Origin of the sequence: Streptomyces sp. WY228 (assembly GCF_019287315.1) — a bacterium.
Lineage (GTDB): Bacteria > Actinomycetota > Actinomycetes > Streptomycetales > Streptomycetaceae > Streptomyces > Streptomyces caviscabies.
This window is the reverse complement of record NZ_CP079114.1, coordinates 6,185,558-6,209,879: the sequence shown is the minus strand read 5'-3', so window position 1 is coordinate 6,209,879 and position 24,322 is coordinate 6,185,558. Positions and strand designations below refer to the sequence as shown.

The 24,322-nt window shown below is 71.2% G+C and carries 19 protein-coding genes; 1 reads left to right on the top strand and 18 read right to left on the bottom strand.

Annotation, left to right across the window (positions count from 1 at the left end):
- Nucleotides 1–16 precede the first annotated feature (16 nt).
- The 15 genes from KV381_RS27215 to KV381_RS27150 form a co-directional block, all read right to left on the bottom strand.
- Nucleotides 17–3,118: a glycoside hydrolase family 3 N-terminal domain-containing protein gene (locus tag KV381_RS27215; protein ID WP_218786606.1), complete on the bottom strand. Its 3,102-nt coding sequence runs from the start codon at nt 3,116–3,118 to the stop codon at nt 17–19.
- A 65-nt stretch (nt 3,119–3,183) separates the two neighbouring features.
- Nucleotides 3,184–4,599 carry a GH1 family beta-glucosidase gene (locus tag KV381_RS27210; RefSeq protein WP_218786605.1) on the bottom strand — a complete coding sequence of 472 codons (1,416 nt, stop codon included), beginning with the start codon at nt 4,597–4,599 and terminating at the stop codon, nt 3,184–3,186.
- Between the two features lie 32 nt (nt 4,600–4,631).
- Nucleotides 4,632–5,618, bottom strand: coding sequence for an ABC transporter ATP-binding protein (locus KV381_RS27205; RefSeq protein ID WP_030078892.1), 987 nt, complete (start codon nt 5,616–5,618; stop codon nt 4,632–4,634).
- Nucleotides 5,615–6,619: an ABC transporter permease gene (locus KV381_RS27200; protein WP_030078894.1), complete on the bottom strand. Its 1,005-nt coding sequence runs from the start codon at nt 6,617–6,619 to the stop codon at nt 5,615–5,617. The genes KV381_RS27205 and KV381_RS27200 overlap by 4 nt, the downstream gene beginning before the upstream one ends.
- A 6-nt stretch (nt 6,620–6,625) precedes the next feature.
- Nucleotides 6,626–7,606 carry an ABC transporter permease gene (locus tag KV381_RS27195; protein WP_030078896.1) on the bottom strand — a complete coding sequence of 327 codons (981 nt, stop codon included), beginning with the start codon at nt 7,604–7,606 and terminating at the stop codon, nt 6,626–6,628.
- Complete coding sequence (locus KV381_RS27190; RefSeq protein WP_256995161.1) at nt 7,603–8,733, bottom strand: ABC transporter ATP-binding protein; 1,131 nt, start codon at nt 8,731–8,733, stop codon at nt 7,603–7,605. The genes KV381_RS27195 and KV381_RS27190 overlap by 4 nt, the downstream gene beginning before the upstream one ends.
- A gap of 37 nt (nt 8,734–8,770) precedes the next feature.
- Nucleotides 8,771–10,450, bottom strand: coding sequence for an ABC transporter substrate-binding protein (locus tag KV381_RS27185; protein ID WP_030078900.1), 1,680 nt, complete (start codon nt 10,448–10,450; stop codon nt 8,771–8,773).
- Between the two features lie 90 nt (nt 10,451–10,540).
- The gene (locus tag KV381_RS27180; protein ID WP_030078902.1) at nt 10,541–11,515 is read right to left on the bottom strand and encodes a LacI family DNA-binding transcriptional regulator; all 975 of its coding nucleotides are present in this window, start codon (nt 11,513–11,515) and stop codon (nt 10,541–10,543) included.
- A gap of 309 nt (nt 11,516–11,824) precedes the next feature.
- Entirely contained in the window at nt 11,825–13,432 is a 1,608-nt protein-coding gene (gene cimA, locus KV381_RS27175) for a citramalate synthase (protein WP_086779947.1), read from the bottom strand.
- A 329-nt stretch (nt 13,433–13,761) separates the two neighbouring features.
- Nucleotides 13,762–14,400: a TetR/AcrR family transcriptional regulator gene (locus tag KV381_RS27170; RefSeq protein ID WP_218786604.1), complete on the bottom strand. Its 639-nt coding sequence runs from the start codon at nt 14,398–14,400 to the stop codon at nt 13,762–13,764.
- A complete protein-coding gene (locus tag KV381_RS27165; protein WP_218786603.1) occupies nt 14,397–15,440 on the bottom strand; it encodes an agmatine/peptidylarginine deiminase in 1,044 nt (347 codons plus the stop codon). Before KV381_RS27165 ends, KV381_RS27170 begins: the two co-directional genes overlap by 4 nt.
- 172 nt (nt 15,441–15,612) lie before the next feature.
- Nucleotides 15,613–16,716, bottom strand: coding sequence for a branched-chain amino acid aminotransferase (locus tag KV381_RS27160; protein ID WP_218786602.1), 1,104 nt, complete (start codon nt 16,714–16,716; stop codon nt 15,613–15,615).
- 255 nt (nt 16,717–16,971) lie between these two features.
- Nucleotides 16,972–18,015, bottom strand: a complete 1,044-nt coding sequence (locus tag KV381_RS27155; protein WP_218786601.1) for a 3-isopropylmalate dehydrogenase — start codon at nt 18,013–18,015, stop codon at nt 16,972–16,974.
- A gap of 115 nt (nt 18,016–18,130) precedes the next feature.
- The gene (locus KV381_RS36695; RefSeq protein WP_086779275.1) at nt 18,131–18,259 is read right to left on the bottom strand and encodes a hypothetical protein; all 129 of its coding nucleotides are present in this window, start codon (nt 18,257–18,259) and stop codon (nt 18,131–18,133) included.
- A gap of 233 nt (nt 18,260–18,492) precedes the next feature.
- On the bottom strand, nt 18,493–19,410 hold the full coding sequence (locus KV381_RS27150) for a LysR family transcriptional regulator (protein ID WP_218786600.1): 918 nt from the start codon (nt 19,408–19,410) through the stop codon (nt 18,493–18,495).
- 137 nt (nt 19,411–19,547) lie between these two features.
- Here KV381_RS27150 and KV381_RS27145 point away from each other — a divergent pair, with 137 nt between their 5' ends.
- A complete protein-coding gene (locus KV381_RS27145) occupies nt 19,548–20,561 on the top strand; it encodes an NADP-dependent oxidoreductase (RefSeq protein WP_030078917.1) in 1,014 nt (337 codons plus the stop codon).
- A gap of 83 nt (nt 20,562–20,644) precedes the next feature.
- Here KV381_RS27145 and KV381_RS27140 read toward each other — a convergent pair whose 3' ends face one another.
- The 3 genes from KV381_RS27140 to pruA all read right to left on the bottom strand — a co-directional run bounded on the left by KV381_RS27140 (nt 20,645) and on the right by pruA (nt 24,289).
- The gene (locus tag KV381_RS27140; RefSeq protein WP_030632746.1) at nt 20,645–21,196 is read right to left on the bottom strand and encodes a GNAT family N-acetyltransferase; all 552 of its coding nucleotides are present in this window, start codon (nt 21,194–21,196) and stop codon (nt 20,645–20,647) included.
- A 161-nt stretch (nt 21,197–21,357) separates the two neighbouring features.
- A complete protein-coding gene (locus KV381_RS27135; RefSeq protein WP_218786599.1) occupies nt 21,358–22,422 on the bottom strand; it encodes a S1 family peptidase in 1,065 nt (354 codons plus the stop codon).
- A gap of 235 nt (nt 22,423–22,657) precedes the next feature.
- Nucleotides 22,658–24,289 carry an L-glutamate gamma-semialdehyde dehydrogenase gene (pruA, locus tag KV381_RS27130; RefSeq protein WP_218786598.1) on the bottom strand — a complete coding sequence of 544 codons (1,632 nt, stop codon included), beginning with the start codon at nt 24,287–24,289 and terminating at the stop codon, nt 22,658–22,660.
- Nucleotides 24,290–24,322 lie beyond the last annotated feature (33 nt).

Sequence of the window (24,322 nt, the reverse complement as noted above, 5' to 3'; positions counted from 1 at the left end):
CCGGAGAGCGGGGTGCCTACGCGGCCCGGTAGGCCGTGCGCAGCTTGGCGACCGCGCCGGTCAGGTCGCCCTTGAGCAGCAGGTGGTCCGCCTCCGCGAAGGGCTTGGCCACCGCCTGGCCGAACTTTCCGTCGATCTTCTGCTGGACCAGCAGCCGGGCCTGGTCCACGATCGCCTTGCCCGCCGGGGTCTTCCCCAGCTTCGCCTTCTCGGCGACCTGGGCGGCGACGGCGAGGGCCGCGAGGGTGAGCTCGCCGCCGGCCGGGGGCTTCTTCAGGGTGGTCAGGCCCCAGCCGTACGGGAACTGGGGGTCGTACGCCGTGTCCCCGACGTTGATCGGGAGCTGGGCCTCCGACTTCGGCCAGGTCACCGGCAGCTGTCCGGTGAAGGCGCGCCTGCCGTAGAGGACGTCGGCCACGCCGTCGCCCTCGGAGCCCGGCAGCCAGGAGGCCACCAGCGCGTCCATGTCCCCGAGCCGGTCGCCGATGAGCTGCGGGCGGCCCGAGACGATGAGCACCGCGCACTTCATCGCCGCGCAGACCTTGTCGACCGCCGCCTTGTCGGCCGCCGTCAGCTCCAGGTCGTGGCCGTTGCCGACGTCGCCGATGCCCTCGGCGTACGGGGTCTCGCCGACGACCACCACACCGACGTCGTAACCGTCCGTGGCGGCGGAGGCGTCGCGCGAGTAGGTGACGGACCCCGGGCTCCTCGCCGCCTTCTTCATGCCCTCCAGGATCGTCGTGCCGGTGGTGGTCTTCCCGGAGGAGCCCTGCCAGCTGATGGTCCAGCCGCCGGCCTGGTTGCCGATGTCGTCGGCGTTGGACCCGGCGACGTACACCTTCTGGTCCGGCTTGAGCGGCAGGACGGCCCCGTCGTTCTTCAGGAGCACCTGCGACTTCGCGGCCGCCTCACGGGCCACCGCACGGTGCTCGGCCGAGCCGACCTTGTCCAGGTGGGTGGTGTCCGCGTACGGCTTCTCGAAGAGGCCCAGGCGGAACTTCTGGGTGAGGATGCGGGCGACCGCGTCGTCGATCCGGGCCTCGCTGATCCGGCCCGCCGCCACCTCGTCCTTCAGCGTCTTCGTGAAGTCCTGGTACGCGGTCGGGACCATGATCATGTCGAGTCCGGCGTTGATCGACGTACGGACGTCGCTCGGGTAGTCGCCGGGGATCTGGTCGATGGCCTGCCAGTCGCTGATGACGAAGCCCTCGAAGCCCATCCGGTCCTTGAGGACCCCGTTGATCATCTCGGCGTTGGCGTGCATCTTCACCGGGCCCTGGTCGTCGCCCAGGATGTCGAGCGAGGAGTACGAGGGCATGACCGTGCCGACGCCCCGCTTCACCGACTCGGCGAACGGCGAGAGGTGTACCGCCTCCAGCTCCTGGCGGGTGACCTTGGTGATGCCCTGGTCGGTCGTGTACGAGCCGGTGGTGGCGGAGCCGTACTCGGTGCCGCCGTCGCCGACGAAGTGCTTGGCGCTGCCGAGCACCTTGTCGTTGCGGTGCAGGTCCTTGCCGGAGGGGCTGCCCTGCATGCCCTGGATGACCGTCTCCATGGCCTCGACCAGGGCCGGGTCCTCGCCGAAGGCCTCGTAGGAGCGGCCCCAGCGTTCGTCGCGGGTGACGCAGACGCACGGCGCGAAGTCCCACGGGACGCCGGTGGCGCGTACTTCCTTGGCGGTGACCGCGCCGGTCCGCTCGGCGCTCTTCGGGTCGCGGCCCGCGCCGATCCCGATGTTGTGCGGCATGATCGTCGCGCCGACGACGTTGTTGTGGCCGTGCACCGCGTCCACGCCGTAGATCAGCGGGATCTGGAAGCGGGTGGCCTGGGCGCGCAGCTGGTAGGAGTCGACCATCTTGGCCCAGGCGGCCGCGGTGTTGGGCGTGGGGACCGAGCCGCCGCCGGAGAGCAGCGAGCCGAGGTCGTAGGCGGCGATGTCACCGGGGGTGCGGAGCGCGTTGCGTTCGGCCTGGGTCATCTGGCCGGCCTTCTCGGCGGGCGAGAGGCGTCCCAGCAGGTCCGCGACGCGCTGCTTCACCGGCAACTTGGCGTTCTGGTACGGGAGTCCATGGGCGTCGATGACGACCTGCGGGTTCTCCCGGGGGGCCTTCGCGCCGGTGACGGTCAGCTCCAGCGGGATCGTCTTCGCCTCGGCGGGCTTCGACGCCTTCGCCGTGCGGACGGTGACCTTGTGGGTGGTGCCGGAGGCGGTGCCCGCGGGGAAGGTGTGGCTGCCGGTGACCGGGGTGTAGTCCTTCCCGGCCTCCGCCGTGCCGCCCTTGGTGGCGTACGCGACGGTCACCGGCTCCTCGGTGGGGACGGAGCCGGTGGTGGCGACGGAGAGCGTCAGCTCGGCGGTGGCGCCGTTCTTCACGGGGCGTACGGCCGTGTCGGTGATCACGCTCGCGGTGAGCGCCGGGTCCGCCTTGCCGTACAACTCGACGGCGTCCAGCGCGAATTCGCCGGGTCCGCCGCCGGGCAGGGTGAGGGCGTAGCCCCACACCTCGTTCAGGCCGAGGACCTGGTCGATGCCGCCGACGGGCTGGTAGTCGGCGCGGTAGACGAAGTCCGCGAACGGGATCTCGACCAGGTGCCAGCCCTCCCAGTCGTCGGTGAAGGAGGTGGTCCACAGCTCGGACGCGCCGCCGTTCGCACCGCCGTCCTTGATCTCGAAGTTGATCTTCTTGCCGGAGCCGGGCGGCAGCGGCGCGGTGTTCTGGCCGTACCACCAGAAGCGGATGCCCTGGTGGGCAGTCCAGTTCTGCGGCGGGGTGTCCACGGCGAACTCGTGGCTGAACCCGCCGTACGCGCTGATGTCGTACGAGCCTTCGAGGACCTTCTCGCCCTCGGGGGCGTCGGCGCGCTCGGCCAGCTTCAGCTGCGGGTGGTCGTCCGCGTCGCCGCCCCAGGTGAAGATCGCGTCGGCGGGCGGGTTGTTGCCGAGCGGCACCTCGCCCTCGAAGCGGTCGACGAGGACGGGGGCGGGTTCGTCGGCGGCCGCCGCGGGGCCGGTGGCCGAGCCGGCGAGCAGGGTGGCCAGCACGGCCGCGGCGGCGAAGGCGGCCGTCGCGGGTCTGGCTCTGCCCTTACGGGGGCGGAGGTGCGGGGTACGCGTCATCTGAGAGCGCTCTCATCTCGGGTCGGGGTTGCCTGACGTACGGGCGGATCAAGGGTGTCGGGAAGTTACGCGGTGTCGGCGTCGCGGGTGAGGCGGATCGTGTCGCGGTACCACTTGGCGCTGTCCTTCAGCGTGCGGAGCTGGGTGTCGTAGTCGACGCGGACGATGCCGAACCGCTTGTCGTAGCCGTAGGCCCACTCGAAGTTGTCCATCAGCGACCAGGCGAAGTAGCCCCGGACGTCGGCCCCTCGGTCGCGGGCGGCGACGACGGCGGCTATGTGGTCGGCGAGATAGGCCGTGCGGTCGGCGTCGGGGACCGAGCCGTCGGCGGCGACGGTGTCGTCGAAGGCCGCGCCGTTCTCCGTGATGACGGTCGGAAGGGCGTAGTCGCGCTCCAACCGCACCAGCAGGTCGGTGAGTTCGGTCGGGGTGATCTCCCAGTCCATCGCGGTGCGCGGCAGATCGCGGTCAACGGCCCGGACGACCGGCAGGCCCTCGGCGTCGAGCGGCGAGCCGTCCTCGGTGACGCCGGAGAACTGCATGCCCCGGTAGAAGTTGACGCCGAGGACGTCGAGCGGGGCGGCGATGGCGGCCAGATCGCCTTCCCTGACCGGGAGTTCGATGTGCTGGGCGGCCAGGTCGGCGACGATGTCCTCGGGGTAGCGGCCGTGGACGAGCGGGTCGAGATAGAGCCGGGTGCCCATGCCGTCGGCGCGGCGGCACGCCTCGCGGTCGGCCTCGCTGTCGGTCTCGGGGGTGGCGGTGCCGAGGTTCAGGGTGATGCCCAGCTCCAGCGGGTCGCTCCCGGCCGCGTCCCGCAGCGCGCCGGCGGCGAGACCGTGGCCCAGGAGCAGATGGTGGACGGCGGTCATGGCGTCGCCCAGGTCGCGGCGGCCCGGGGCGTGCAGCCCGTAGGCGTAACCGAGCATCGCCGAGCACCAGGGCTCGTTGAGCGTGGTCCAGTGCTCGACGCGGTCGCCGAGGGCCTCGTGGGCGAGAGCGGCGTACTCCGCGAAGCGCAGGGCGGTGTCCCGCGCGGGCCAGCCGCCCGCGTCCTCCAGCTCCTGCGGCAGGTCCCAGTGGTAGAGCGTGATCCACGGGGTGACGCCACGCCCCTGGAGCTCGTCGACCAGCCGCTTGTAGAAGTCCAGCCCCTTCTGGTTCGCCGGACCCCGCCCGCCCGGCTGGATGCGCGGCCAGGCGAGCGAGAAGCGGTACGTGTCGACGCCGAGGCCCGCGATCAGCTCCACGTCCTCGGGCATCCGGTGGTAGTGGTCGCAGGCCACGTCGCCGTGCTCACCGCCCTCCACGGCCCCGGGCACCCGGCAGAAGGTGTCCCAGATGGACGGGGTGCGGCCGTCCTCGGCGGCCGCGCCCTCGATCTGGTACGAGGAGGTGGCGACGCCCCAGCGGAAATCGGCCGGGAGTCCGCGTACCGGGGCCGGACGAAGAATGCGCTGCGGGGTGGTGGCGAGGTTCATCGGTCTCCGTACGTAGGAGGGGAAGGACCTGGTCAGACGTGCAGATGGCAGGCGACCTCGCGGCCGGGTTCGCCGGTCGGCGGGGCCAGCGGCGGGACCTCGGCGGCGCACGGGGCGAAGGCCTTGCCGCAGCGCGGGTGGAAGGCGCAGCCGGTGGGCATCGCGGAGAGGTGGGGCGGGGAGCCGGGGATGCCGGTCAGTTCGCGGCGGGGGCCGTGGAGCGCGGGGAAGGAGTGCAGGAGCCCGTCGCTGTAGGGGTGGCGGGGGTCGCGGTAGATCTCCGCCGCGCCCGCCTGCTCCACGATGCGGCCTCCGTACATGATCGCGATCCGGTCCGAGAATTCGATCAGGAGCGAGATGTCGTGGGTGATGAACACGACCGAGAAGTTGAGCTGTTCCCTCAACTGGACGAGCCGTCGCAGGATCTGTCGCTGCATCACCACGTCGAGCGCGGTGGTCGGCTCGTCCATGATGACGATCTCGGGTTCCAGGGCGAGCGCCATGGCGATCATCACGCGCTGTCGCATGCCGCCGGAGAGCTGGTGCGGGTAGGCGGCGAGCCGGTCGGCGCTGATGCCGACGAGCTCCAGCAACTCCTGTGCTCGCTCGGTGCGTTGGCGCTTCTTCAGTTCGGGGCGGTGGGCGGCGAGTACGTCGGTGAGCTGACTGTGGACGGTGTGCACCGGGTTGAGGGAGTTCATCGCCCCCTGGAAGACGATGGACAGCTCCTGCCAGCGGAAGGCGCGCAGCTGGTCCGGTGCGAGGGAGAGGATGTCGACCCGGTCGCCGCCGGGCCGGTGGTAGTGGACCTCTCCCCCGGTGATGACGCCGGGCGGTGACAGCAGCCGGGTCACCGCGTAGGCGAGGGTCGACTTGCCCGAGCCCGACTCCCCTGCCAGGCCGAGGACTTCGCCGCGGTGGAGGGTGAGGTCGATGTCGCGCAGGGCGTGGACGGCGCTCGCGTCGGTGCCGTAGTCGACGTTCAGTCCGCTGATGGTCAGGACCGGCTCGGCGCTCATGTGCGCGGCTCCTTGCTGCTCTGCCCGGGACGGCCCGTGCCGGGGGTCTTCCGGGCCACGGGGGTGAAGCCGACGCGCATCTTCACCTTCCGGGAGGATCCGGTGGCGGTGCGCAGGCGGGGGTTGACGAACTCGTCGATGCCGAAGTTGATGAGGGCGAGCGCGGTGCCCAGCAGGGCGATGCAGAGGCCGGCCGGGACGAACCACCACCAGGCTCCCTGGGCGAGGGCCTGGTTGGACTGGGCCCAGAAGAGCACGGTGCCCCAGTTCCAGTGGGAGATGTCGGCGACGCCGATGAAGGCGAGGGTGATCTCGGTGAGGACCGCGAAGATGACCGTGCCGACGAAGCCGGAGGCGATGACGGCGGTGAGGTTCGGCAGGATCTCGAAGAGAATGATCCGCGGGGTGGACTCGCCGGTGGCGCGGGCGGCCTCCACGTAGTCGCGGCGGCGCAGCGACAGGGTCTGGGCGCGCAGGATCCGCGAGCCCCAGGCCCAGGACGTCAGGGCGATGGCGACGGCGATGACGATGTCGCCGGTGTCGGGGACGAAGCTCGCGACGATGATGATCAGCGGGAGTCCGGGCAGCACCAGGAAGATGTTGGAGAGCGCGGAGAGGATCTCGTCGACGGCCCCGCCGAGGAATCCGGCGCTGACCCCGATCAGGACGGACAGGGCGGTCGCGATGACGGCGGCGAGCAGGCCGACGACGAGGACGCCCCGGGTGCCGACGAGGATCTGCGAGAAGACGTCCTGCCCGGTGTGCGTGGTGCCGAACCAGTGGTCGCCGGAGGGCGGCTGGAGCAGCTGGTCGCTCATGGCGTCGGGGTCGTACGGGGCGAGCCACGGTCCCGCGACGGCCAGCAGGACGAAGAACGCCAGCAGGATCAGGCCGGTGCGGGTCTTCCCGCCGCGCAGGAACCGGAGCCGGGCCCGGCGGGTGGGGGCCGCGGGTGGAGGTGCGCCGTCCAGGACGGCGACGTCGGTGGCGGTGATGGACACGGGGCCCTACGCCTCCTTCCGGGTGCGGGGGTCGAGGGCGGCGTAGACGAGGTCGGCGAGCAGGTTCGCGGCGAGGACGGAGAGCGTGATGATCAGGAAGACGCCCTGCATCAGCGGGTAGTCCTTGCCGCCGACGGCCTGGAGCAGCTGGAAGCCGATGCCCGGGTAGGTGAAGACCATCTCGACGAGGAGGGTGCCGCCGACGATGAAGCCGAGGGAGAGGGCGAAGCCGGAGATGTTGGGGAGGACGGCGTTGCGGGCCGCGTAGCCGAACATCACGCGCCGCTCGGACAGGCCCTTGGCCTGCGCGACCATCACGTAGTCCTCGGAGGAGACGGTGACCATCATGTTGCGCATGCCGAGGATCCAGCCGGCCACCGCGCTGAGGACGATCGTCACGCCGGGCAGGACCGCGTGGTAGAGGGCGCTGGAGATGAACGGCCAGTCGAAGGCCGGGACGAGCGCGTTGTCGTAGCCGCCGGAGTTCGGGAACAGCGACCACTTCTCGGCGAAGAGCGCGATGGCGACGAGGCCCAGCCAGAAGTACGGGATGGAGGAGATGAAGGTGGTGACCGGCAGCAGCCCGTCCAGCCAGGAGCCGCGCTTCCAGCCGCTGTAGACGCCGATGCCGGTGCCGAGGACGAAGCTGATGAGCGTGGTCGTGCCGACCAGGGCCAGGGTCCAGGGCAGCGACTGGCCGATGACCTCGCTGACCGGGGTGGGGAAGAAGGTGAAGGAGAGGCCGAGGTCGCCGTCGAGGAGGTGGGCCCAGTAGTCGGTGTACTGCTGCCACATCGACTGCTGCTCGTCGAGGCCGAACAGGGCCTTGAGCGAGTCGATGGCCTTGGTGTCGAGCTGCCCCTGGTAGCGGCTGAGCAGGGCCTGGACCGGGTCGCCGGGCATCAGCCGGGGGATGAGGAAGTTGATGGTGATCGCGGCCCAGGCGGTGACGGCGTAGAAGGCGAGGCGCTGGAGGAGGTACTTCACCGGGAGACCTCCTCGGCGCTCGCGCCCGCGGCGGCCCGGGGGTCCGCGCCCGCCGTGGCCCGGGTGTCCGGGTCCGTCGCGGTCCGGCGGTCCGTGCCCTCGTAGAGCCAGCAGGCCGCCCACTGTCCGTCGGGCAGGTCGAAGCGCGGCGGCAGTTCGGTGCGGCAGCGCTCCATCGCCTTGGGGCAGCGGGGGTGGAAGCGGCAGCCGGCGGGCGGGGTGATCAGCGAGGGCGGTTCGCCGGTGCCGGTCTCCTCCTGTTCCGCCTCGGCGGCGATCCGGTCCGGGTCGGGTGCGGAGGCGATGAGGAGCTGGGTGTAGGGGTGGGCGGGGTGCTGGGTGACCGTCTCGCTGTCGCCGCCCTCGACGATCCGGCCCGCGTACATCACGAGGGTGGTGTCGGCGAAGTAGCGGGCGGAGGCGATGTCGTGGGTGATGTAGAGGATCGCCAGGTGGAGGCGTTCCTTGAGGTCGCGGAGCAGGTTGAGGACGCCGAGCCGGATCGATACGTCGAGCATGGAGACGGGTTCGTCGGCGAGGAGGACCTGCGGGTCCGCGCCGAGCGCCCGGGCGATGGCGACGCGCTGGCGCTGCCCGCCGGAGAGCTCGTGCGGGAACTTGTCCAGGAACTGCTGGGGCGGGGTCAGTTGGACCCGGTCCAGCAGGGCGGCCAGGTTCTCCGCCAGCTCGGCGTCGCCGTTGCCCGCCCGGCCGTGGATCTTCAGGGCGCGGGTGAGGTGGTAGCGCACGGTGTGCACCGGGTTCAGCGAGGCGAAGGGGTCCTGGAAGATCAGCTGGACCCGGCGTACGTAACGGCGGAAGGACCGGCCACGACCGGCCACCACCGGCTCGCCGCCCAGCCGTATCTCGCCCGAGGTGAGCGGATAGAGCTGGGCCAGCAGCCGGGCGACGGTGGACTTGCCCGAGCCGGACTCCCCCACCAGGGCCGTGACGGTGCCGCGTCTCAGCCGGAGCGAGACGTCGTCGACGGCGTGGACGCTGCGGCGCTCGCGGGCGAACAGGTCGCGGGCGGTGCGGCGCAGGGGAAAGTGTTTGGTGACTCCGCGCGCTTCGAGCACCACATCGGTGCCGTCGGGCGCGGTCTCGGGCTGTTCGCTCGTGGTCATGGCCGGTTCTTTCCGTCCTTCCCGTCGTTCCCCGTGCCTACTTGGAGGCTGGCTTGAGGTTGAGCACGATCTCCAGGGCGGTGGGCTGGGTGTGCTGCGGCGGGGCGTACGGGTTGGCCTCGGTGGGCCAGCCGATCCAGTTCTTCGTGGAGTACTCGGCTCCGATGGGCGCGGCGGCCGTCGGGATGACCGGGGCCTCCTCGACGAAGATCTTCTGGAGGGTGTTGAGCGCCTTGGTGCGGTCCGCGTCCCCGGTGGCGTTGGCGTACTCCTTGAGCGCGGCAGTGGCCTCGGGGCTCTTGAAGCGCCCGAAGTTGCCCGTCTGGGAACTCTTGCCGATGGGCTGGAGGATCGCCCCGTCCATGATGTTCTGGTACATGTCGTAGGGGGTCGCGCCGCTGTTGGTCCAGTGCAGGGTGGCGTCGAAGTTGCCGTTGGCGACGTCCGCGCCCCAGGCCTCGGCGGTCTGCGTCTTGACCTTGGCCTCGATGCCGAGTTCCTTGATGTTGTCCTTGATGATCGCGAGCCCGGTGATGTAGTCGTTCCAGCCGGCCGGGTCGGTGAAGGTCAGCTTCACCGGCTTGCCGGACGGGTCCTTGAGCACCCCGCCGCTCAGGGTGAACCCGGCCTCGCTGAGCACCTTCTTGGCTCCGGCGACATCGGGCTTGGTGGTGGCGTCCTGGTATTCGGGCGCGAGGAAGGGCTCACCGGCGGGCAGCGGGATGCCGGTCGGGTTGGTGATCTCCGGGTAGAGCGTGGCCTGGGCCTGGATGTGGATGGCCTTGCGGTCGACGACCATCGCCATCGCCTTGCGCAGCGCCGGGTTGTCGAAGGGCTTGCGGGCGGTGTTGAACCAGAGGCCGTGGATGCCGAGGCCGGAGGGGAACCAGAGCTGGTGGTTCTTGGGGTCCTTGTCGATGAAGAGCTGCTTGTGGTTCGGCATGAAGACGAAGGACCACTCGACCTTGCCGGTGGCCAGCGCGGTGGTGGCGGCGCTGTTGTCGTTGTACGCGGTGTAGCGCAGCTCCTTGACCTTGGTGGTGCCGTTCCAGTAGCTGGGCGTGGCGGTCAGGGTGGTGGTCTGCGGGGTGAACGTCTTGAGCTTGTACGGTCCGGAGCCGACCGGGGTGCGGTTGGGCCAGGTCTCCGGGTTGTCGACCTTCTCCCAGATGTGCTTGGGCACGACGAAGGTCTGGATGATCTTGTTCTGGTTGACGAACTGGGACTCCTTGAAGGTCAGGACGACCTTCTTGCCCTCCACGGCGATCCCGTCGAAGGGGATGCCGTTCCCGTTGAGCGCCGGGTGCTTCTTGAGGAGGTTGAAGGTGAACTCCACGTCGGCGGCGGTCAGGGGCTTGCCGTCGGCCCACTTCGCCCGGTCGTCGAGGGTGAAGGTGACCTTGGTGAAGTTGTCCTCCCAGGCCCATTCGGTGGCGAGCCAGGGGTCGGCCTTCTCGGTGGGCTTGATCATGTTCGTCATGGCCAGCGGCTCGTAGATCATGTAGCGGTAGCCGAGGACCGCGCCCGCCGAGGTGTTGAGGAACGGGTTGCTGTTGTTCGTCTGCGGTCCGTCCGGCTTGCCCAGGGTCAGCACGCCGCTCGCGGCGCCGCCCCCCTTGTTGGCGCCCGAGTTGGCGTTCGAGCAACCGGCGGCGAGCGCGACCACGACGGTGGCTGCGGCGACCGCTCTGAGGGTGGTGCGACGGCGTACGGACATGGCGTCTCCAGGAAGGGGCTGCCGGGGTCGGGAGAGCCCGGCGGGCGGAAGGGTGCGAAGAGAGCGGGGCGCGGCCGTGCGGCCGGGTCCTCAGGGCGCCGAGTGGCGCACGACCAGTTCGGTGGGCAGCACGGCCGGTCCGTCCGGTACGGGCGTGCCGCCGAGGTGGGAGAGCAGCATCCGGGCCGCCGTCTCGCCCATCCGGCGGGTGGGCTGGCGCACGGTGGTGAGGGGCGGTTCGGTGTGTTCGGCCATCGGGATGTCGTCGAAGCCGACGACGGCGATGTCGTCCGGGACCCGGCGTCCGGCGGCCCGCAGGGAACGGAGCACACCGGCCGCGCTGATGTCGTTGTGCGCGAAGACGGAGTCGAACGCGACGCCCCGTGCGAGGAGTTCCTCGACGGCGAGCCGGCCGCCGCGTTCGGTGAAGTCGCCTTCGACGACCAGATCGGTGGGCAGGACCGAACGGAATCCGGCTGTCCGGTCCCGTACGCAGCCGAAGTGCTGGGGGCCGGTCAGGATCAGGGGCCGGGAGCGTCCGGCGGCGTGCAGGTGGCGGGCCGCGGACGCGCCTCCCTCGTGGTTGGTGGTCACGACGGAGGGGAATTCGGGGTGATGGCCGCGATCGTCGATGAGCACGATCGGCAGGCCGTCGCGGTGCAGTTCGGTGAGGTGGCCGAGGGTGTTCTCGGGCTCCACGACGACGAGCCCGTCGAAGGCGCGCGCGGACACCTGGCTGGTGAAGCGCTGGACGGACTCGGCCCCGCGGTTGCAGGTGAAGAGCAGCAGCCCGTAGTCGGCGGCCTCGACGGTGTCGACGACGCCCTGGAGCAGTTCGCCCATCCACGGCCAGGTCAGCGAGGGCACGAGCATGCCGACCGTACGGCTGGAGCCGCGGGCGAGGCCGACGGCTCCGGAGCTGGGTACGTAGCCGAGCTGTGCGATCACTTCACGAACACGGGCGGCCGTGGAACGGTCCACCTCGCCCTTGGTGTTGATGACCCGTGACACGGTCGTCTTGCTGACGCCGGCCTCGCGGGCGACATCGGCGATGGTGACACGCATCTGGGCCTCCGTTGGACCAGGCAAGGGCAAGGAACAAGCAGGTGGGAGCAGGGTGCGAGCAGGGTGGGGCAGCGCGGCGGGCAGCGATGCGACACCGCGGCCGACGCGTTCGGTACCGGTTCCGGAACCGGTACCGGCGTTGCGGCTGGAGTTAACCGCGCCGATACGGGGCCGTCAATACTTCACGTCGAGATTGGTCCGGACCCATCGGCCCACCAGGCAGGACGCATTGTGCATTCACCTCTTGAACGCAGAAGAGCCACCGCCCGGTGACGGGCGGCGGCTCTCGTGTGCTGCGGTGCCGGCGGGCTACTCGGTGGGCTCGACGCCCGCGCGCAGCAGACCGTAGGTGTACGCGTCCTCCAGCGCCTGCCAGGAGGCGGCGATGACGTTCTCGGCGACCCCCACGGTCGCCCAGTCGCCGGTGCCGTCGCCGGTGGTGATGAGCACCCGGGTGGTGGATTCGGTGCCGGTGCGGCCCTCCAGGATGCGGACCTTGTAGTCGACCAGCTCCAGCTTGGCGAGCTGCGGGTAGATCCGCTCCAGGGCGACGCGCAGGGCCCGGTCCAGCGCGTTGACCGGGCCGTTGCCCTCGGCGGTCGCGACGATCCGCTCGCCCTTGGCCCAGAGCTTCACGGTGGCCTCGTTGGCATGGGTGCCGTCGGGGCGGTCCTCGACGATCGCCCGCCAGGACTCCGTACGGAAGTAGCGCCGGGCCCGGCCCTCGACCTCGCCGCGCAGCAGCAGTTCGAAGGAGGCGTCGGCGGCCTCGTAGGTGTAGCCCTTCAGTTCGCGTTCCTTGACCCGCTCGACGACCCGGCCGACCAGGGCGCGGTCGTCGCCGAGGTCGACGCCCAGCTCCTTGCCCTTCAGCTCGATGGAGGCGCGGCCGGCCATGTCGGAGACCAGCATCCGCATGGTGTTGCCGACCAGCTCCGGGTCGATGTGCTGGTAGAGGTCGGGGTCGACCTTGATCGCGGAGGCGTGGAGCCCGGCCTTGTGGGCGAAGGCCGAGACGCCCACGTACGGCTGATGGGTGGAGGGGGTGAGGTTGACGACCTCGGCGATGGCGTGCGAGATCCGGGTCATCTCGGCGAGCGCACCCTCGGGCAGCACCTTCATGCCGTACTTGAGTTCCAGGGCTGCGACGACGGGGAAGAGGTTGGCGTTGCCGACCCGCTCGCCGTAGCCGTTGGCCGTGCACTGGACGTGGGTGGCGCCGGCGTCCACGGCGGCCAGCGTGTTGGCGACGGCGCAGCCGGTGTCGTCCTGGGCGTGGATGCCGAGCCGGGCGCCGGTGTCGGCGAGGACGGTGGAGACGACGGCCTGGACCTGGGCGGGCAGCATGCCGCCGTTGGTGTCGCAGAGGATGACGACCTCGGCGCCCGCCTCGTACGCGGTGCGGACCACGGATTTCGCGTACGCGGCGTTGGCGCGGTAGCCGTCGAAGAAGTGCTCGCAGTCCACGAAGACGCGGCGGCCCTGTTCGCGCAGGTGGGCCACGGTGTCGCGGACCATCTCCAGGTTCTCGTCCAGGGTGGTGCGCAGGGCGAGCTCGACATGGCGGTCGTGCGCCTTGGCCACCAGGGTGATCACCGGGGCGCCGGAGGTCAGGAGCGCCTTGACCTGGGGGTCCTCGGCCGCGCTGCCGCCGGCTCTGCGGGTCGCGCCGAACGCCACGAGCTGGGCGTTCTCGAAGGTGATCTCCTGCTGGGCACGGGCGAAGAACTCGGTGTCACGCGGGTTGGCCCCCGGCCAGCCGCCCTCGATGTACCCCACACCGAAGGTGTCCAGATGACGGGCGATGGTCAGCTTGTCGGCGACCGTCAGGTTGATGCCCTCACGCTGAGCACCGTCGCGCAGTGTGGTGTCGAAGACATGGAAACTGTCGTCGGTGGCGTTGGCCTTGGTGGTCATGCTGATCTGGCTCCTGTCGGATGAGTGGATCCGGACGATCGGGTTCCACTTGCCCCCATCATCCCGCGTGCTCCGTCCGGCCCGGGTACGGGCCGGAAAACGAAAAAACCCCTCGCGGGTGCGAGAGGTCTGCGCGCGGGTCTGGGGCACGGTGGCCGTGCCGTACGGGGTGGTACGGGACGGTCACTGCGGACCGGCGCGCCTGCTGCCAATAATCATGACGAACGAGGACACGGCAGAAGTCTCGCACAGTGACGCGCCCGTGACGCCGGGCGTCTCAGGATGCGGTCGTGACGCCGGTCGCATCTCCTCCGCCGCCGCGCGGCGGATCACGCGGTCGTCCACGCGGGGCCCGGCGTCAGCGTCTCGTCGAGGAACTCCGCCACCTGCGCCAGCACCTGCTCGCGGCCCGTTCCCGGGATCCCGACCGTGACGTGGATGCTGAACCCGTCGAGCAGCGCCCGCAGCCGGGCGGCGAACCGGTCGGCGTCCACGGGCCGGAACTCGCCGCGCGACATCCCCTCGGCGAGCAGCGCCACCAGGTCGCGGTGCCAGGCCCCCTCGATCGCGGCCTGCCGGGCGCGGGCGTCCTCGTCGGCGTTCTGCGAGCGGCCCCAGACCTCCAGCCAGAGCGTCCAGTGGGGGTCGCGGTGGCCGGCGGGCAGATAGAGACCGATGTACGCGTCCAGCCGCTCCCGGGCGGATCCGGCCCCGGAACCGGGCTCGGCCAGCAGGGCACGCCGCTCGGCCCCGAGGCGGTCCTCGCTCCACTCCAGGGTCCGGAGCAGCAGTTCGTCCTTGGTGCGGAAGTAGTAGAGCAGGTGCCCGCTGCTCATCCCCACCTCGCGCCCGAGCCCGGCCATGGTCAGCCCGTCGAGCCCGCGCTCGGCGATGGTGGCCATGGCGGCGGCGAGGACGTCCGCGCGGGGCGGTGCGGCGTGGTGGGTGCGGCGGGGGGCGGGGGTCATGGGTTCGCTCGTACCTTCGGCTGCTGCTGGGTGATGCAGTGGATGCCTCCACCGCCGGCGAAGATCGTACGGGCGTCGACGAGGGTCACCGTACGGTCCGGGAACAGGCCCCGGAAGATCGCGGCGGCCTCCTCGTCGCGCGGGTCGTCGAAGGCGCAGAGGACCACGCCGTCGTTGCAGAGGTAGTGGTTGATGTAGGAGTGGTCGACCCACTCGCCGTCCTCGTCGCGCAGCACGGTGGGCGCGGGCACCTCGACGACCTCCAGGGCGCGGCCCCGGGCGTCGGTGGCGGCGCGCAGCACGGCCAGCAGCTCCCGGGTGACCTCGTGGTCGGGGTGGGCCGGGTCGGGCTGGACGTGGGCGAGGACGGTGCCCGGGCGGGCGAAGGCGGCGACGATGTCGACATGGCCGAGCGTGCCGTACGTCCCGTAGTCGCCGGTCAGCCCGCGCGGCAGCCAGATGGCCTTCTCGGTGCCGAGGCGGGCGTGGATCTCCGCCTCGACCTGCTCCTTGCTCCAGCCGGGGTTGCGCTCCTCGCCGAGCTGGACGGTCTCGGTGAGCAGGACGGTGCCTTCGCCGTCGACGTGGATCGCGCCGCCCTCGTTGACGAGCGGGGAGCTGTGGGCGGGGACGCCGGTCAGCTCGGCGACGGCCCGGGCGATGTGCCGGTCCTGCTCCCAGCGGGCCCAGCCCTGGGCGCCCCAGCCGTTGAACGTCCAGTCGACGGCGGCCAGCGTGCGGCCGTCGGTGACGAAGGTGGGGCCGATGTCCCGCATCCAGGCGTCGTCGAGAGGCCGCACGACCAGCTCCACCTCCGGCCCGAGCAGCGCGGCGGCCCCCTCCTCCTGCCCGGGCCCGACGACCATCGTGACCGGCTCGAAGCGACGCACGGCCCGGGCGACGGCGGCCCAGGCACGACGGGCCTCGGCCAGCTCGGCGTCGGAGGCGAAGGTGGGGTTGGGCCCGGGCCACGCCATCCAGGTGCGCTCGTGCGGGGCCCACTCGGGGGGCATGCGGAAGGGGGCGGGGGTGGGCGGCATGGGGGCTCCTGGTCGGGGTGATTAGAGTGCCACTCTAACCAGACGACTGGGCCACACCAAAGCAACGTGGTGTTTCGTTCGAGCAGCGCTCTAAGCTTCGCGTACGGAAAAGGCCGCACCGGCGAGCAGCCGGGTGCGGCCTTGTCCTGGGTCCGGACCCTTTGCGGGATGCCTAGCCGAGCGGGTGCATCCAGCCGTGGGTGTCCGCGACGACGCCGCGCTGGATGTCGAGAAGGCGCTCCCGCAGCTTCATGGTGACCTCGCCGGGCTCGCCGCCGCTCTGGGTCCACTCGCCGCCCTCCGACTTCACCAGGCCGACCGGGGTGATGACGGCGGCGGTGCCGCAGGCGAAGACCTCCACGAGGGTGCCCTTAGCGGTGTCGTCGCGCCACTGGTCGATGGAGACCCGGCCCTCCTCGGAGCCGTAACCGAGGTCGCGGGCGACCTTGAGGAGGGAGTCGCGGGTGACGCCGGCGAGGAGGGAACCGGTGAGGGCGGGCGTGATGATCTTCTTCGTGCCGTCCTCCTGGGCGTACACGAAGTAGAGGTTCATGCCGCCGAGCTCCTCGACCCACTTGTGCTCGACCGCGTCGAGGTAGGCGACCTGGGCGCAGCCGTGCTCGGCGGCCTCGGCCTGGGCGAGGAGGGAGGCCGCGTAGTTGCCGCCGGTCTTGGCGTCGCCCATGCCGCCGGGGACGGCGCGGACGCGGTTCTCGGAGAGCCAGATGGAGACCGGCTTCACTCCACCCGGGAAGTAGGCGCCGGCGGGCGAGGCGATGACCAGGAAGAGGTACTCGTTGGCCGGCTTCACGCCGAGGCCGACCTCGGTGGCGATCATGAACGGGCGCAGGTAGAGCGACTCCTCGCCGCCGTGCGCCGGGACCCACGCCTTGTCCTGCTGGACCAGCGCGTCGCAGGCCGCGATGAACGTCTCGACGGGCAGCTCGGGCATGGCGAGGCGGGCGGCCGAGCGCTGGAAGCGGCGGGCGTTGGCGTCGGGGCGGAAGGAGGCGACCGTGCCGTCGGGCTGCCGGTAGGCCTTCAGCCCCTCGAAGATCTCCTGCGCGTAGTGCAGGGTCATGTTGGCCGGGTCCAGCGACAGCGGGCCGTAGGGGACCAGCTCGGCGTCGTGCCAGCCGCGGCCCTCGGTCCAGCGGATGGTCACCATGTGGTCGGTGAAGTGCCGGCCGAATCCGGGGTTGGCCAGGATCGCCTCGCGCTCCGCGTCGGACAGCGGGTTCGAGGAGGGCTTGAGCTCGATCGTGGGCGTCGTCATGAGTGCGTGTCCTTCACCGGTTTTGTGTGTGATGGACCGCGCTCACGCCCGTCTCTGCCCGACGTTTTCGGTCAGGTCCTAGGACGTCCGAGCTTTACCGCGAGCCACGGCCCCGCGTTCGATTATCACTTGCGGGGGGCCGTGCACGAAATGGGGTGAATGCGGTCCAGGGGTCGATGGTGGCACCCGGGGGCCGCACAGGAGAAGCCGCCGGGCGCTGATGCGACCCGGCGGCTTCGAAGTGGAGTCGTCGGGTCAGCTCGCTACGCGTACCGCGAGAGCGTCGCCGATCTCGTCGGTCGTCCGCGTGGCAGCACCGTCGCGCTCCGCGAGATCGGCGGAGACGGCGTCCTCGATGCGCGCGGCCTCGGTCTCGTAGCCGAGGTGGCGCAGCAGGAGGGCGACGGAGAGAACCGTGGCGGTCGGGTCGGCCTTGCCCTGCCCCGCGATGTCGGGGGCGGAGCCGTGGACCGGCTCGAACATCGACGGGAACGCGCCCGTCGGGTTGATGTTGCCGGAGGCGGCCAGGCCGATTCCGCCGGTCACGGCGGCGGCGAGGTCGGTGAGGATGTCACCGAAGAGGTTGTCGGTGACGATGACGTCGAAGCGCTCCGGCTGAGTGACGAAGAAGATCGTCGCGGCGTCGACGTGCAGATAGTCGGTGGAGACCTGCGGGTACTCGGCGGCGACCTTGTCGAAGGTGTTCTTCCAGAGGTGGCCGGCGTAGACGAGGACGTTGTTCTTGTGGACCAGCGTCAGCTTCTTGCGGGGCCGGGCGGCCGCGCGCTCGAAGGCGTCCCGGACCACGCGCTCGACGCCGTACGCCGTGTTGACGCTGACCTCGGTGGCGACCTCGGCGGGGGTGCCGGTGCGCAGCGAGCCGCCATTGCCGGTGTACGGGCCCTCGGTGCCCTCGCGCACGACGACGAAGTCGATGTCGGGGCGGCCGGCGAGCGGGGTCGCGGTGTTCGGGAAGAGCTTGGAGGGGCGGAGGTTGATGAAGTGGTCGAAGGCGAAACGCAGCTTCAGCAGCAGCCCCCGCTCCAGGACGCCGGACGGCACGGACGGGTCGCCGATCGCGCCGAGCAGGATCGCGTCGTGGTCCTTAAGGGCTTCCAGCTCCGCGTCCGGGAGGGTGTCACCGGTGCGGTGCCAGCGCTGGGCGCCGAGGTCGTACTCCTTGGTCTCCAGCTTCACATCCTGCGGGAGGACAGCGTTGAGGACCTTGAGGCCCTGGGCCACCACTTCCTGGCCGATTCCGTCACCGGGGATCACTGCGAGATCGATGCTGCGAGACATGCCGGAAGCCTAACGGTGCGTCCCACCCCATGACATCCGACGTCCACCATTCGGACGGAACGCAAGGGTGTTCGGTGTACGGGCGGGCGGAGCGTGGGGTGGGAGGGGTGGCGGCTCAGTGGCCGGTCGAGCCGCCGTTGTCGCGGCGGTCGAGGGCGCGCTGGAGAGCGGCGGCGGCGTTCTTGCGGTCCGACTCCGACGGACGGGGAGTGTGGCGGACGCGGCGTGCGGTGGAGGTGGCCATGATGGATCGACTCCTTGAGATCGCGGGGATGTCGGGACCGGGCGCCGGGGAAACGGCGCGGCACGGTGCCGAGGGATCAGGATCGGATTTCGAGGCGCCGGAAGGAGCGGGGAGCGTACGCCGCAGGGGTTACCTGCTTCGGGGCGCGCGCCCGCAACCGCCACAGTCGCTCGATCGAGCGATTCGTTCGGCTCCTACAAAGCTAGGACAGTCGGGCCGCTCTGTCTCCACAGTTAGTCGGACTTCCTACTATCTGAGACGGCCGACTCCACGCGGTCCGCCCGCAGCTCCCGGATCAGCGCCCGCACCGCGAGCGATCGTGCCTGCTCAGGGGTGGTGACATAGCCGATCGAGCGGGTGGGGCGGTCGGGTCCGAGAGCGGTGATCTCCGTTCCGGCGGGTGCTCCGTACAGGGACAGACCGGGCATGATCGCCATGCCGAGGCCGCGCGAGACCATCGAGAGCACCGCCCCGTCGTCCTCGGCCTCGACCGTCGCCCGGGGGATCCACTCCTGGGCCGCCCACCAGTCGCGGGTGTACGAGGTGCAGTTCTCGACCCAGTCGACCAGCGGCAGGGTGCGGGGCGCCGCGTGTCCGGCCGGGTGCACCAGGGAGTACTCCTCCTCCAGCAGGACGCCGCCGACCAGCCCCTGCGGCACCGGCGAGGTGGTCCCGAGCGTCGCGACGGCCAGGTCCGCCCGCCCGTCCAGCACCTCGCCCGCCGTGCCCCGGCCCACCTCGCGGACCATCCGGACCACCGGTTCGATCCCCGGATGGCGGGCGGTGAGGCGCTCCAGCGCCGGCGGCAGCAGATACAGGGCGGCACTGCGGAAGGCGGCGATCCGCAGCGGACCGCTCATCGTGTCCGCGCCGCCGGCCCCGGCGGCCACCCCCCGGGCCTCGGCTCCCAGCACATCGAGCAGCCTGAGGATGCGCCGGGCGTGCCCGGCGACCACGTCACCGGCGGCGGTGGGCACGGCGCCGAGGCGTCCGCGCTCGAAGAGCACCGCGCCGACCTTGCGCTCACTGGCGCGTACGGAGTGGGAGACGGCGGACTGCGTCATACCGAGGGTCCGGGCGGCGGCGGAGAATCCGCGGGCGTCGGCGACGGCGGCGATGACGCGGAGTTCCTGCGGCAGGAGATCGGTCACCGCTCCGCCCGCCCCGCGTCCCGTACCTCTGGTGATCCCGCCCCCGGGCCCCCCGCATGAATGCTGTTCATGGAAAGGATTGTTCCATCGACGACGCCCCCTGTCCGGCCGTCGCGTTCCCTCCTACCGTCGTCGGCATGACGACACAGCGCACCGCACGCGCCTTCCAACTCGCCGCCCGCCCGCACGGTTTCCCGACCGCCGACCTCTTCACCGTCGAGGAGTCGCCCGTACCGGAACCGGCTCCGGGCACGGCCGTGGTGGAGAACGTCTACCTCTCGGTGGACCCGTACCACCGCGAGCTGATGGACGAGGGCGGCTGGGAGCTGGGCGTCCCGCTGGAGGGCCGTGCCATCGGCCGCGTGACGGCATCGCGCGCCCCCGGCCTCACGGAGGGCGACCTCGTCTTCCACCGTGCGGGGTGGCGGACCCACGCCGTGGTGACGCCCGGCGAGGGCGGCGTGCGGACGGTGCCCTCGTACGACGGGGTCCCGCTCGCCGCCCATCTCTCGATCCTCGGCGGCACCGGGCTCACCGCCTATGTGGCGCTCACCCGGACGCTGGAGTTCCGGGCCGGTCAGGACCTTTTCGTCTCGGCGGCGGCGGGCGGGGTCGGCACGGCGGTGGCGCGGATCGCGCGGCTGCTGGGCGCCGGACGTCTGATCGGCAGTGCGGGAACGCCCGAGAAGGTCGCCCGGCTGACCGGGGAGCTCGGCTTCGACGCGGCCTTCGACTACCACGACGGACCGGTCGGCGAACTGCTGGCGAAGGCCGCCCCGGACGGCATCGACGCCTATGTCGACAACGTCGGCGGGGACCATCTGGAGGGCGCGATCTCGGTCCTCCGCGACCACGGCCGGATCGCCTGGGTCGGCGCGATCTCGCAGTACCACTCCGCGCACGAGCCGCCCGCCGCTCCGCGCAACCTGTTCGACATCGTGGGGAAGAGCCTGCGCCTGGAAGGGGTGCTGGTGCGCGACTACGGTTACGCGCAGGCGGAGTTGGAGGCGCTGCTGGTGCCGCATCTGCAGAGCGGGCTGATCGCGCCGGACGTCACGGTCGTGGACGGCTTCGACCGGACGGTGGACGGGTTCTTCGGCATGCTGCGGGGCGAGAACACCGGCAAGATGCTGATCAAGATCGCCGACTGACGCACCGGCAGGGCTCGTCGGACCGGCGCCGCCGCCGCATCAGGTCGCGGTCACCATCACGTCGCCGTTGCGCCAGGTAGCCGTCACATCAGGTCGCCGTTGCGCCAGTCGAAGTGGAGCGGGTGGCCGGGCGCCGGCAGCGGGTGCCCGGCCGCCGGGCGTACGTAGGTGCTGCCCTCCTCCTCGGGCAGCGCCACGGGTCCGTCCGGCCCGAGGGCCCCGAGCCGGCCCGGCCACACCTGCCAGCCGCGCGCCGTGTAGAGCGCCGCGCCCGCGTCGGACGCGGAGAGCGCGCCGAAGTCGTAGGCCGCGTCGATCACCCGCTCCAGCGCGGCCATCACCTGGTGGCCGAGGCCCTCGCGGCGGCGGTCGGCGCGGACGGCCACGCCCTCGACGTATCCGGCCCGGTAGGAGCGCTTGCCGTGCAGCACCCGGCGCTGGACGACCGAGCCGTGGGCGATCGGGCGGCCCTCCGCGTCGCGGATCAGGGCGTGGACGCCACCGAGGGCGTGCTCCCAGTCGTGGTCGTCGAAGGCGCCCTCGAAGGCGGTGTCGAGCAGATCGCGGATCCGGGCCCGTTCGGCGGGGGCGAGCTCGGAGGTGTGGGCGATGTGCACTGCGGGAGGCGGGACCATGGCGTCAGCCTTCCAGCCCGCTCTCCCGCCCGACAGCGAATTACGCCGCCGCACGCGCGGACCCGCCCGGACCGGGGTGCGCGGCGGTCCGGGCGGGCGTCGGGCTCGTACGGCCGGATGGGCCGGATGGGCCGGATAGGCCGCCTAGGGGATCAGGGGGCTCAGTACACCGTCACGCCGTACGCCGAGAGCGCCTCGGTGACCGGCTGGTGGATGGCCGAGCCCGCCGTGCCCGAGCAGCCGGAGCTGCCGGAGTGGATGCCGAGGGCGACGGATCCGGCGAAGTGGGCGCCGCCGCTGTCGCCGCCGGCCGAGCAGGCGGTGGTGCGGACCATGTTGTAGACGGGCCCGTCGCCGTAGTTGACGGTGACGTTGACGGCGGTGACGGTGCCGCTGGTCACCTTGGTGGTGGAGCCGCTCTTCTGGATCGCCTGGCCGACGACGGCGTTGGCCGCGGAGGTGATGTCGCGGCTGGAGCCGTTGTAGAGGTCGACCGTTCCGGCGGGCGAGGAGCCGTCGGTGTAGCGGACGATGCCGTAGTCGTTGGTCGGGAAGCTGGTGCCCTCCCGGACGCCGATGACCGAACCGCCGGAGCTGGCTGACCAGTTGGCGGAGATGTTGGTGCAGTGCCCGGCGGTCACGAAGTAACGGGCCCCGCCCTTGGTGACGTTGAAGGCGGCCGAGCAGCGGCTGCCGCCGCCGTAGATCGCGCCGCCGCCGAGCACCTCGCGGCGGAACTCACCGGGGACGCGCTTGATGTCGACCGCGCCGTCGAGCCGTTCGGCGACGGCTTCGAGGCGGGCCAGGTCCCGTGCGGAGACGGAGGAGTCGGCCTCGACGGCGACCCGGTTGGTGCGCGGGTCGATGCCCCAGGAGGTGCCGGTGATCTTCGCCTCGGCCTCCAGGGTCGCCATCGCGGCGTCGAGCTGGGCGGCGCTGCGGGCCACCCGGCGGACGGTGGCTCCGGTGGCGCGGGCCTGCTCCTCGGCCCGGTCGGTGGTGACGGTGACGACCAGCTTCCCGGTCTTCGCGTCGAGGTAGGTTCCGGCGGTGGCGGCGCCGAGGGAGCGTTCCACTTTGGCGTCGAGCGCGTACGCGGACGGGGCGGGGATCGCCGAGGGCGCGGCGGGGGTGTCGGCGGCGGTGGAGGGGGCGGCTCCGAGGCCGAGGGCGCCGGCGACGAGCAGCAGGGAAACGCCCAGGCGCGCGCGGGAGTTGCGTCTCATGGGGGAGCTCCTTCTGGGGTGACGTGTGGGGACGTACCGAGAAGGAATTTGACATGCCCATTACCTAAACCACAAGACCGCGTGACCCGGGACCGCGCCGGCGGCCCCGTACCCGGGCGCACATGGAAACCGCCCCCCGGCCGGCAGGGGGGCCGGTCGGGGGGCGGTGCTCTGAGAGGGCTCCCGCAGGGGAGCCCGGGTCCGGGGCGCCGTGCTGCGGCGCCCCGGGAGGGCGTCAGCCCTGGTGGGGGTAGGTGTAGTCGGTCGGCGGGACCAGCGTCTCCTTGATGGCCCGGGTCAGGGTCCAGCGCTGGAGGTTCTGCGGGGCGCCCGCCTTGTCGTTGGTGCCGGAGGCACGGCCGCCGCCGAAGGGCTGCTGGCCGACGACGGCGCCGGTCGACTTGTCGTTGATGTAGAAGTTGCCCGCGGCGTAGCGGAGCTTGTCCATCGTGTACGCGGCGGCCGCACGGTCGCCCGCGATGACCGAGCCGGTCAGCGCGTAGTCGGAGACCGACTCCATCTGCTCCAGCATGGCGTCGTACTTCTCGTCCTCGTACACGTGGATCGCGAGGATCGGGCCGAAGTACTCGGTCGTGAAGACCTCGTTCTCGGGGTCGGAGCAGACGATGACGGTCGGGCGGACGAAGTAGCCCACCGAGTCGTCGTAGGTGCCGCCCGCGATGATCGTGCAGGTCGGGTCGGACGTGGCGCGGTCGATCGCGGCCTTGTTCTTGGCGAACGAGCGCTCGTCGATGACGGCACCGATGAAGTTCGACAGGTCGGTGACGTCACCCATCGTGATGGAGTCGACCTCGGCCGCGAACTCCTCCTTGAAGCCGGAGTTCCAGATGGAGGCCGGGACGTACGCCCGCGAGGACGCCGAGCACTTCTGGCCCTGGAACTCGAAGGAACCGCGGGTCAGCGCGGTCTTCAGGATCGCGCGGTCGGCGCTGGGGTGCGCGACGACGAAGTCCTTGCCGCCGGTCTCGCCGACGAGCCGCGGGTAGGTGCGGTAGTTGGCGATGTTGTTGCCGACCGTCTTCCACAGGTGCTGGAAGGTGGGGGTCGAGCCGGTGAAGTGGATACCGGCCAGGTCGCGGTGGTTCAGCGCCACCTCGGAGACGGCGATGCCGTCGCCGGTGACCAGGTTGATGACGCCCTTGGGCAGACCGGCCTCCTCCAGGAGCTGCATCAGCAGCACGGCGGCGTGGGTCTGCGTCGGGGACGGCTTCCACACCACGACGTTGCCCATGAGGGCCGGAGCGGTGGGGAGGTTGCCCGCGATGGCCGTGAAGTTGAACGGCGTGATCGCGTAGACGAAGCCCTCCAGCGGGCGGTGGTCCATGCGGTTCCACACGCCCGGGGAGTTGGCCGGGGGCTGCTCGGCGAGGATCTGGCGCGCGTAGTGCACGTTGAAGCGCCAGAAGTCGATGAGCTCGCAGGGGGTGTCGATCTCGGCCTGCTGGGCGGTCTTGGACTGGCCGAGCATGGTGGAGGCGGCCAGCGTCTCGCGCCAGGGGCCCGACAGCAGCTCGGCGGCGCGCAGGATGATCGCCGCGCGGTCGTCGAAGGACATCGCGCGCCAGGCCGGAGCGGCGGCGAGGGCCGCGTCGATGGCGTCCTGGGCGTCCTGCTCGGTGGCGCCGGCGAAGGTGCCGATGACGGCCTTGTGGTTGTGCGGCTGTACGACGTTGACCCGCTCGCCGCCACCCATCCGCTTCTCGCCGCCGATGGTCATCGGCAGGTCGATCGGGTTGTCGGCGAGCTCCTTGAGCTTCACCTCCAGGCGGGCGCGCTCCGGGGAGCCCGGGGCGTAGGAGTGGACCGGCTCGTTGACCGGCGCGGGGACCTGGGTGACGGCGTCCATGATTGCCTTGTCTCCTTGGTGTCGGCGGGGGTG

What these genes read in the sequence shown, in the direction of transcription:
- KV381_RS27215 (WP_218786606.1), bottom strand. Translation starts at nt 3,118, where the DNA reads ATGACGCGTACCCCGCACCTCCGCCCCCGTAAGGGCAGAGCCAGACCC.
- KV381_RS27210 (WP_218786605.1), bottom strand. Translation starts at nt 4,599, where the DNA reads ATGAACCTCGCCACCACCCCGCAGCGCATTCTTCGTCCGGCCCCGGTA.
- KV381_RS27205 (WP_030078892.1), bottom strand. Translation starts at nt 5,618, where the DNA reads ATGAGCGCCGAGCCGGTCCTGACCATCAGCGGACTGAACGTCGACTAC.
- KV381_RS27190 (WP_256995161.1), bottom strand. Translation starts at nt 8,733, where the DNA reads ATGACCACGAGCGAACAGCCCGAGACCGCGCCCGACGGCACCGATGTG.
- KV381_RS27185 (WP_030078900.1), bottom strand. Translation starts at nt 10,450, where the DNA reads ATGTCCGTACGCCGTCGCACCACCCTCAGAGCGGTCGCCGCAGCCACC.
- KV381_RS27180 (WP_030078902.1), bottom strand. Translation starts at nt 11,515, where the DNA reads ATGCGTGTCACCATCGCCGATGTCGCCCGCGAGGCCGGCGTCAGCAAG.
- cimA (WP_086779947.1), bottom strand. Translation starts at nt 13,432, where the DNA reads ATGACCACCAAGGCCAACGCCACCGACGACAGTTTCCATGTCTTCGAC.
- KV381_RS27170 (WP_218786604.1), bottom strand. Translation starts at nt 14,400, where the DNA reads ATGACCCCCGCCCCCCGCCGCACCCACCACGCCGCACCGCCCCGCGCG.
- KV381_RS27165 (WP_218786603.1), bottom strand. Translation starts at nt 15,440, where the DNA reads ATGCCGCCCACCCCCGCCCCCTTCCGCATGCCCCCCGAGTGGGCCCCG.
- KV381_RS27160 (WP_218786602.1), bottom strand. Translation starts at nt 16,716, where the DNA reads ATGACGACGCCCACGATCGAGCTCAAGCCCTCCTCGAACCCGCTGTCC.
- KV381_RS27155 (WP_218786601.1), bottom strand. Translation starts at nt 18,015, where the DNA reads ATGTCTCGCAGCATCGATCTCGCAGTGATCCCCGGTGACGGAATCGGC.
- KV381_RS36695 (WP_086779275.1), bottom strand. Translation starts at nt 18,259, where the DNA reads ATGGCCACCTCCACCGCACGCCGCGTCCGCCACACTCCCCGTCCGTCG.
- KV381_RS27145 (WP_030078917.1), top strand. Translation starts at nt 19,548, where the DNA reads ATGACGACACAGCGCACCGCACGCGCCTTCCAACTCGCCGCCCGCCCG.
- KV381_RS27140 (WP_030632746.1), bottom strand. Translation starts at nt 21,196, where the DNA reads ATGGTCCCGCCTCCCGCAGTGCACATCGCCCACACCTCCGAGCTCGCC.
- KV381_RS27135 (WP_218786599.1), bottom strand. Translation starts at nt 22,422, where the DNA reads ATGAGACGCAACTCCCGCGCGCGCCTGGGCGTTTCCCTGCTGCTCGTC.
- pruA (WP_218786598.1), bottom strand. Translation starts at nt 24,289, where the DNA reads ATGGACGCCGTCACCCAGGTCCCCGCGCCGGTCAACGAGCCGGTCCAC.